Origin of the sequence: Pseudoalteromonas sp. ND6B (assembly GCF_000764215.1) — a bacterium.
GTDB classification, from domain to species: domain Bacteria; phylum Pseudomonadota; class Gammaproteobacteria; order Enterobacterales; family Alteromonadaceae; genus Pseudoalteromonas; species Pseudoalteromonas tetraodonis.
Genome location: NZ_JQFL01000080.1, coordinates 188,212 through 196,177, shown reverse-complemented (window position 1 = coordinate 196,177; position 7,966 = coordinate 188,212). Strand labels below are relative to the sequence as shown.

At 40.5% G+C, this 7,966-nt stretch carries 5 protein-coding genes; all 5 read left to right on the top strand.

All coding sequences use genetic code 11. The features are described 5' to 3' along the window. The 5 genes from tuf to modF all read left to right on the top strand — a co-directional run bounded on the left by tuf (position 1) and on the right by modF (position 7,966). Positions 1-1,185 carry an elongation factor Tu gene (tuf, locus tag ND6B_RS01105; protein ID WP_013463851.1) on the top strand — a complete coding sequence of 395 codons (1,185 nt, stop codon included), beginning with the start codon at positions 1-3 and terminating at the stop codon, positions 1,183-1,185. A gap of 726 nt (positions 1,186-1,911) precedes the next feature. Then, positions 1,912-2,274 (top strand): hypothetical protein, encoded by a 363-nt coding sequence (locus tag ND6B_RS01110; protein ID WP_033104323.1) that lies wholly within the window; start codon positions 1,912-1,914, stop codon positions 2,272-2,274. Then, on the top strand, positions 2,274-4,604 hold the full coding sequence (locus tag ND6B_RS01115; RefSeq protein WP_033104322.1) for a fatty acid cis/trans isomerase: 2,331 nt from the start codon (positions 2,274-2,276) through the stop codon (positions 4,602-4,604). Before ND6B_RS01110 ends, ND6B_RS01115 begins: the two co-directional genes overlap by 1 nt. A gap of 119 nt (positions 4,605-4,723) precedes the next feature. Continuing rightward, positions 4,724-6,448, top strand: coding sequence for a response regulator (locus ND6B_RS01120; protein ID WP_033104321.1), 1,725 nt, complete (start codon positions 4,724-4,726; stop codon positions 6,446-6,448). Between the two features lie 66 nt (positions 6,449-6,514). After that, entirely contained in the window at positions 6,515-7,966 is a 1,452-nt protein-coding gene (modF, locus tag ND6B_RS01125; protein ID WP_033104320.1) for a molybdate ABC transporter ATP-binding protein ModF, read from the top strand.

The following is a 7,966-nucleotide window of genomic DNA, read 5'->3' as shown; positions in this document are numbered from 1 at the left end:
ATGGCAAAAGAAAAGTTTGAACGCGTAAAACCGCACGTAAACGTTGGTACAATCGGCCACGTTGACCACGGTAAAACTACACTAACTGCAGCAATCACTAACGTACTTGCAAAAGTATACGGCGGTGTTGCTAAAGATTTCGCATCAATCGATAACGCTCCAGAAGAGCGCGAGCGTGGTATCACAATCTCAACTTCACACGTTGAGTACGATACTCCTACTCGTCACTACGCACACGTAGATTGTCCTGGTCACGCCGATTATGTTAAAAACATGATCACTGGTGCTGCTCAAATGGACGGCGCTATCTTAGTAGTTGCTGCGACTGACGGTCCTATGCCACAAACTCGTGAGCACATCCTACTTTCTCGCCAAGTTGGCGTTCCTTACATCGTTGTATTCATGAACAAATGTGACATGGTTGATGATGAAGAGCTACTTGAGCTAGTAGAAATGGAAGTTCGTGAACTTCTTTCTGAATACGACTTCCCAGGTGATGACTTACCACTAATTCAAGGTTCTGCACTTAAAGCACTTGAAGGCGAAGAGCAATGGGAAGCTAAAATCGTAGAGCTTGCAGAAGCACTAGATACTTACATTCCAGAGCCAGAGCGTGACATCGATAAGCCATTCATCATGCCTATCGAAGACGTTTTCTCAATCCAAGGTCGTGGTACTGTTGTAACTGGCCGTGTTGAAGCTGGTATCATCAACGTGAACGACGAAGTTGAAATCGTTGGTATCAAAGAGACGACTAAGTCTACTTGTACTGGTGTTGAGATGTTCCGTAAGCTTCTTGACGAAGGTCGTGCTGGTGAGAACATTGGTGCACTTTTACGTGGTACTAAGCGTGAAGACGTTGAACGTGGTCAAGTACTAGCTAAGCCTGGTTCAATCAAGCCACACACTACATTCACTTCAGAAGTATACGTACTTTCGAAAGATGAAGGTGGTCGTCATACTCCATTCTTCAAAGGTTACCGTCCACAGTTCTACTTCCGTACAACTGACGTAACAGGTGACGTACAGTTACCAGAAGGCGTAGAAATGGTAATGCCTGGTGATAACGTTAAGATGACTGTAACGCTAATCGCGCCAATCGCGATGGACGAAGGTCTTCGTTTCGCTATCCGTGAAGGTGGCCGTACTGTAGGTGCTGGTGTTGTAGCAACTATCGTAGAGTAATAATTAACGTTTAAGTTAATTGTTAGAAAAAGGTCACTTAGGTGGCCTTTTTTAATGGCTGCGATTTACATCATGTGAAGGTGGCGCAGTTACCTTAGGCGTAGGTGCTTTGTAGCAACGTTCAACGAGTAATAATTAGCCTAGGTAATTAATACGAAAAAACCCGAGCTTAGCCTCGGGTTTTTTAATGCCTGCAATAAAATAAAGGTTTCAGGTGCAAGGTTTAATACCAATCCGCAATAATACTCAATCATTTTTTGGGGCTAAACGTGTCGCTATCTGTGTTAAAAAATTCTCATTTAGAACAACTAAATAGCGAATTTTTTGCCTAGCTATCACCCCGTTTTTCCTGCCTCAAAATAGACCGCTTAATTAAGCGAATTGGTATAAGATTTTAGGTAAAGCAGCTCGGTGTAAATTTAACACTGTCACTTGGGTTGAGTTTTATCGCACTTAGAGGGTAAAGCATGAAGGTTCTACACTTACCTTATGCATTTGTGCTTTGTAGCAACGATCGTTGAGTTCTCAATTACTGTAATGCTGCAGGTTTCAGGTTTTAATGAGTGAAGTTTGGCGTTCCTGTTGTTGTCTTCACGAAGTTTAAAGCAGCATTGATACCGCTGCTTAAAAATTAACGAGGCTATTTTAAGGCTTGTTTATCGTTATTTAAGTTGGAACGTTGTTATAATAGGTAATAATTAAATAGTCAGTAGCGCAGAGAGTCCAATGGAACTTGAACAAGATAGCAATTTAACACTTCCTTTATTTATTCTAGATGAAACACTAAGTACCCGTGACTTAGCGCAGCCTGACTTGGAAATTTCAGTTATCTTAAGTGATGAGCTGCTTACTCAACTATGCCAGAACCCCAGTGCTGACAGTAGTATAGGCATTAGCATTGCAGACTATGAGTTGAATATCATCAATTCAAGCTTTGCTACCATAGCGCAAAGCGAGCATGACGCTCAATTAACCATAACACAGGGCCCTCTATTAAGCGCTGTGGTGACTACTGTTGAAAACCTAACATTCGTATCACCACAAATCGATATGATGCCTACGTTCGATTTAGGTGATGAGACTGAATAATGAAAAAAAATATTATAGGTACTTTTGTACTGATTATCTTAAGTGGTTGTGCTTACTTAGGTAATGCACATTACAATGAATTATTCGGTCCTGAGCAAACACAAGATCGTATAGTTGCTCATAATAGCGGTGCTGGGGCTGAGTTTTTACAGCAAGTAAAGCCTGTACTCGATAACCGCTGCGTGGTTTGTCATGGCTGTTATGATGCGCCTTGCCAATTAAAACTCTCTTCTCCTGAAGGTATCGACAGAGGCCTCAGTAAAGAGTTGGTTTACGATGGTACTCGGTTGTTAGCCTCAACGCCGAGCCGATTATTATTTGATGCAACCACGACTGAGCAATGGCGTGATAAAGAATTTAGCCCGGTATTAAACGAGCGAGCACAAACTGAAGAAGCCAATTTAGCGGGTAGTGTGTTATTTAATACGCTGGTATTAAAGCAAAGTTCACCCTTGCCAGAAGATGAAGTATTAGATGAACGTTTTGATTTTTCACTTAGCCGCAACCAAAGTTGTGCGACGATGGGTGAGTTTGACCAATTAGCGGATGAGCAACCGCATGCGGGTATGCCTTATGGCTTGCCTGGAGTGACTGCTGCTGAATTTCAGCACTTACAAAACTGGATTAAAAAAGGCGGGAAAATGGCGCACATCAAGCCGCCATCAGCTGCTGAGCTTGCGCAAGTAAAAAACTGGGAAGCATTTTTAAATCAAGATGGTTTGAAGTACCAATTATCAGCGCGCTATATTTATGAGCATTGGTTTTTAGCACACATCTACTTTAGTGATGCACAATCACCTAACTTTTTTAAGTTGGTACGCTCAAGTACTCCCCCTGGTGAAGACATTAAATTAATAAGTTCTCGTCGCCCTTACGATAATCCAAACGTTGAGCGTGTTTATTATCGACTGCTTCACGACCGTTCTACTATTTTATCAAAAACGCATTTACCGCTTAAACTTAATGATGAAAAGTTGGCACGTATTTACCAGCAATTTATTGCGCCAAATTACACTGTATCTAGTTTACCAAGCTATGAGCCTACCCTTGCATCAAACCCGTTTAAAACGTTTGAAGCACTGCCTATAGATGCAAAATATCAATTTATGCTCGATGAAGCTGAGCTAATTATTATGGGCTTTATTAAAGGCCCTGTTTGTCGTGGTCAAATAGCACTCAATGTGATTAATGATCATTTTTGGGTGGCGTTTGCTGATCCTAAAAAGGTAGCGACTCCGGCGGTAGGTAAAATGCTGGTGCAACATGAGGATGCATTAGAGTTGCCCGCAGCAGAGGAAAGTAATGCGTTACCGATTTCTAATTGGGTCAAATACTCGGTTCGCGAAAAACGTTACTTAAAAGCCAAGGTAGAGCTTGCTAATAATCTGTTCAAAAACGGCGAGCATTTAACCACCGACTTATTGTGGAAAGGGGATGGGCACAATCAAAATGCGGCACTGACTATTTTTCGACACTTTGATAGTGCAACTGTAGTTAAAGGCTTTATTGGCCAACAACCTAAAACTATGTGGGTGCTTGATTACGCGCTGTTTGAGCGTATTCATTACTTGTTAGTTGCGGGCTTTGATGTGTATGGCAATATTGGCCATCAATTAATAACGCGCTTATACATGGACTTTTTACGTTTAGAAGGTGAGCACAACTTTTTAGCTTTGTTACCTGAAGCTCAGCGAGAGACAATTAAACAGAGTTGGTATCGAAAATCACCACCTAGTTTGTCGACCTTTTTTGAAAACAATCGTGAGTTTAGTCAACCCAGCGGTATTAACTATCAAACAGATGAACCGCAATCAGAGCTATATGGCTTAATTAAAGAGGCATTAGAGCCCGTTTTAAGTCCTCGTTATGACTATAAAAAAGTACCCGCACCATTAAGTGCGATTAATACCATGCCTGCTAAAGCAGTTAACTTACTGCCACAGCTATCTTATGTGCTAGTGAAAGAGCAGGATGGCCACACAGGCTATACAATTATTCACCATAACGCGCACTATAATATTTCGAGTCTACTAAACGAAGACGGACAGCGCGCTTATGAAGAAGATACGGTGACAATTGTTCCGGGCTTTATTGGTGATTACCCTTCTGCAATTTGGTATTTAAATAACGCCCAACAGGTTTCGGCCTTTGCCGAACAGTTACCGCTAATGCAAGTGGAAGCTGATTATCGCGCTTTAAAGTCTAAGTTTGCGATTCGTCGAACTCACCCGCAATTTTGGCAATACAGCGATATTTTACATCAGGTTGCCCGCCAGTACCGAGGTGTTGAATTTGGTATGTTTGATTATAATCGACTAGAAAATCGTTAGGTACACGCTAAACGGTTACAAGAGCCCAGCTTAACTAGCTGGGTTTTTTATATTTAATAATTTAGTAATTAGTTTGCTAAGCTTAGGCTACAGTTAAAACAAAAAAAGTAACCTAGTGTATGTTCAACATTGTTAAGAGTATTCGCAAACGTTACCGTTGGGCTTTAGTTGCTATTGCCTTGTTGGTCAGCGTATCTGCATTACTGATGCAATACTTCTTTTCAGTGCAAAAATACGATGCAAAAATTATCAATATAGCTGGCAAGCAACGTATGCTTTCGCAAAAAATAGCTTGGCATAGCAATGCATTAATTAATCAAACGGATAACCACGTACAACATCTTCAATCGTTAAAACACTCCCTTGAGTTATTTGAACAAGCCCATGAATATTTACTCACTAAAGATGAGCAAGGTGACGCAGTTTATCTAAATACACCTTTATTTGATTTATATTATGCCCCCCCAAGCAACTTAGATGCAGAAGTGTTGGCCTTTATAACGCAAGCTAAAAATTTGGTTTCTCAAAAGGAGCCTATTAATTTGGCTTCGTTTTCTGTGAGCGAAGTTGAAGCATTACTTAAAAAATTAGACACTGCGGTGAGCTTATTTGAGCAACAAGCAGTAAAAAAGGTTGATTGGATCTCTAGTATTGAGCTGCTTTGTTGGTTTTTTACTCTGGCATTATTGTTTTTAGAACTTAGATTTGTGTTTATGCCGATGGAAAAACGAGTTCTGCAGACATTACAAAAGTATCAACAACAAAAAGAATTTGCAGAGCAGGTAAGTAATAACAAAGAGCACTTTATTGCACGAGCCAGTCATGAATTTAGAACCCCATTACAGGGGTTAATTACCTCGATCGATGAGCTAAAAATTCCCACTTCACAGCAGGATATACAACGCCAAGCTCGGTATTGCTCGGCGAGGTTGTTGGCGATGTTAGATGAATTACAAGATTTACAAGCGCTGAGTTTAAATCGTTGGTCGTTAAACCCGACCTCTGACAACTTACTAACCACCATAAATAAAGTGTTAGTTGTGTATGAATATGGTTGTACTGAGAAAGGGTTAAAGTTAACCAGAGAGTTAGCAGCGAGCTTAGACTGCGCGGTGATTGTAGATCATGCACGCCTAGAACAAATAGTTAATGAGCTACTTAGTAATGCATTAAAGTTTACAGAGCAAGGAGAGGTGAAAGTCATCGCTACGCTCAACAATAACCAACTATCGCTGAGCGTCGAGGACACCGGCTGTGGCTTTAATCACCTTATCGAGCAATTAGAATTAGACAGCACTGAGCAAAGTAACCATTTTCAAGGACTCAGAACAGGCCTTACCCGTGTACAATATATTGTTGACGCCTTAAAGGGTGAAATTCGTTTTGAAAATAATCGTCAGCAAGGGGCATCTGTATTTTTAACATTACCATTAGAGATGGATACTACTTTAAGCAAGTCATCGTCAATTCCTGATAACTTACATTGTTTAGTCGTTGAAGATAACCCACTTAATATGCTGGTACTCACTAAGCTATTAACCGCATTGAACATACACGCTGAATGCGCTGAGAATGGCAAAATAGCGTGTGAAATGGTCGCCAAAAAATCTTATGACGTCATCTTTATGGATTTAAATATGCCGGTTATGGATGGGTTTGAAGCCACTAAAATCTTGCATGATAACGATAAAACACTGCCGATTATTGTGGTTACCGCAAACACCTCTGATAGTGCTCTTGCTCGCGCTAAAGCTTGTGGAGCAATAGGTCATATTCATAAACCCATAGATCAGCAAAGCATAATCGCGGCGCTAAACGATGCTTTTCTACCTGAGGTTGATTAAATCTCACTTGCTTAATTATTCCTTATTACGTTAGTTTGAGTTTTTAACTCTGTTATGGGATCTAACGTGCGCTCAATTTTACTACAGCAATTTAGTGGTTATTTATCTACCTATGACAGTGTTCGGTATTATATCGACGATTTAACTTGGCAAGTAAAGCAGGGTGAACATTGGGTATTACTCGGGGGTAATGGTGCTGGAAAATCAGCACTCGCAGCAGCGTTAGTTGGTGAAGCAAAACAACAAAGCGGGCAACGTCATAGTACCTTTAACAAGCTACAATTAGTGTCAAGTGATCTACAAAAGCAGTTACTTAACACGCATCGTAAAAGTGAAAAGCCACAAAAAGTAACGGACATGCTCTTTGCTGAGCCTCAAATAAATAGCGATTTATGCCAACAGTTAATCACCGCTTTTAATTTTGATGCCTTACTTAATCGTGATTTTACTGATTTATCTACTGGCGAAACGCGTAAATTATTATTAATTAAAGCGCTATCTGCTAACAGTGATTTAGTTGTGCTTGATGAACCATTTGATGGCTTAGACTCTGAATCGGTTGGGCAGCTAAACCGCCTATTACAGCAGTTGAGCGCACAAACCTGCTTTGTGTTTGTGCTAAACCGTGTTGACGAAATTCCAGCGTTTGTTGATCACTTTGCTTATGTGAATAATGGTCGTTTACAACATAGCTTGGCAAAACCGTGTGCAGCAAAACAAGCGGATTTATTCAAATTACTTCATTTAGAGCATACATCATTAAGTATTCCCGATGCGCCTGAGCGCTGTTTTAAATCAGCGACAAACACGCCACTCGTTAAGCTCACTAATGCTCATGTGCGTTACAGCGAACAAACAATTTTTGAAAATTTAAACTGGACGATTAACCAATATCAGCACTGGCAACTCACCGGGAAAAATGGCTCAGGTAAAACCTGTTTATTAAATTTAATTACTGGTGATAACCCTCAGTGCTATAACAATGAGATTGAAGTGTTTGGTTTTAAGCGTGGCACAGGGGAGAGTATTTGGGATATAAAACAGCACATTGGTTATATTTCAAATACGCTACATTTGCAGTATCGAGTGAGTATTTCGGCGCTTAATACTATTATTTCAGGGTTTTTCGATAGTATAGGTTTATATCAACAAGCCAGTGAGTTACAAACGCGTTTAGCTAAAGAGTGGTTGGCACTAATAGGTTTAAGTGACAAAACAAATAGCGCTTTTACCCAGCTATCGTATGGCGATCAGCGACTATTACTGATTGTGCGCGCAATGGTTAAACATCCTGCTTTGCTTATTTTAGATGAGCCATGTTTAGGGCTTGATGAGGCAAATCGTCAACGCGTTTTACTGCTGATAGAAAAGGTGTGTGCTGCAAAAACGAGTACCGTTATTTATGTAAACCATCATGCAGCAGATACCATTAAAGGGATTGAACACACCTTAAAAATGGAAGATTTTAAACCGGCTCACTATGGGCAACAAGCTGCTCATAGTGAGACGCTTATATAA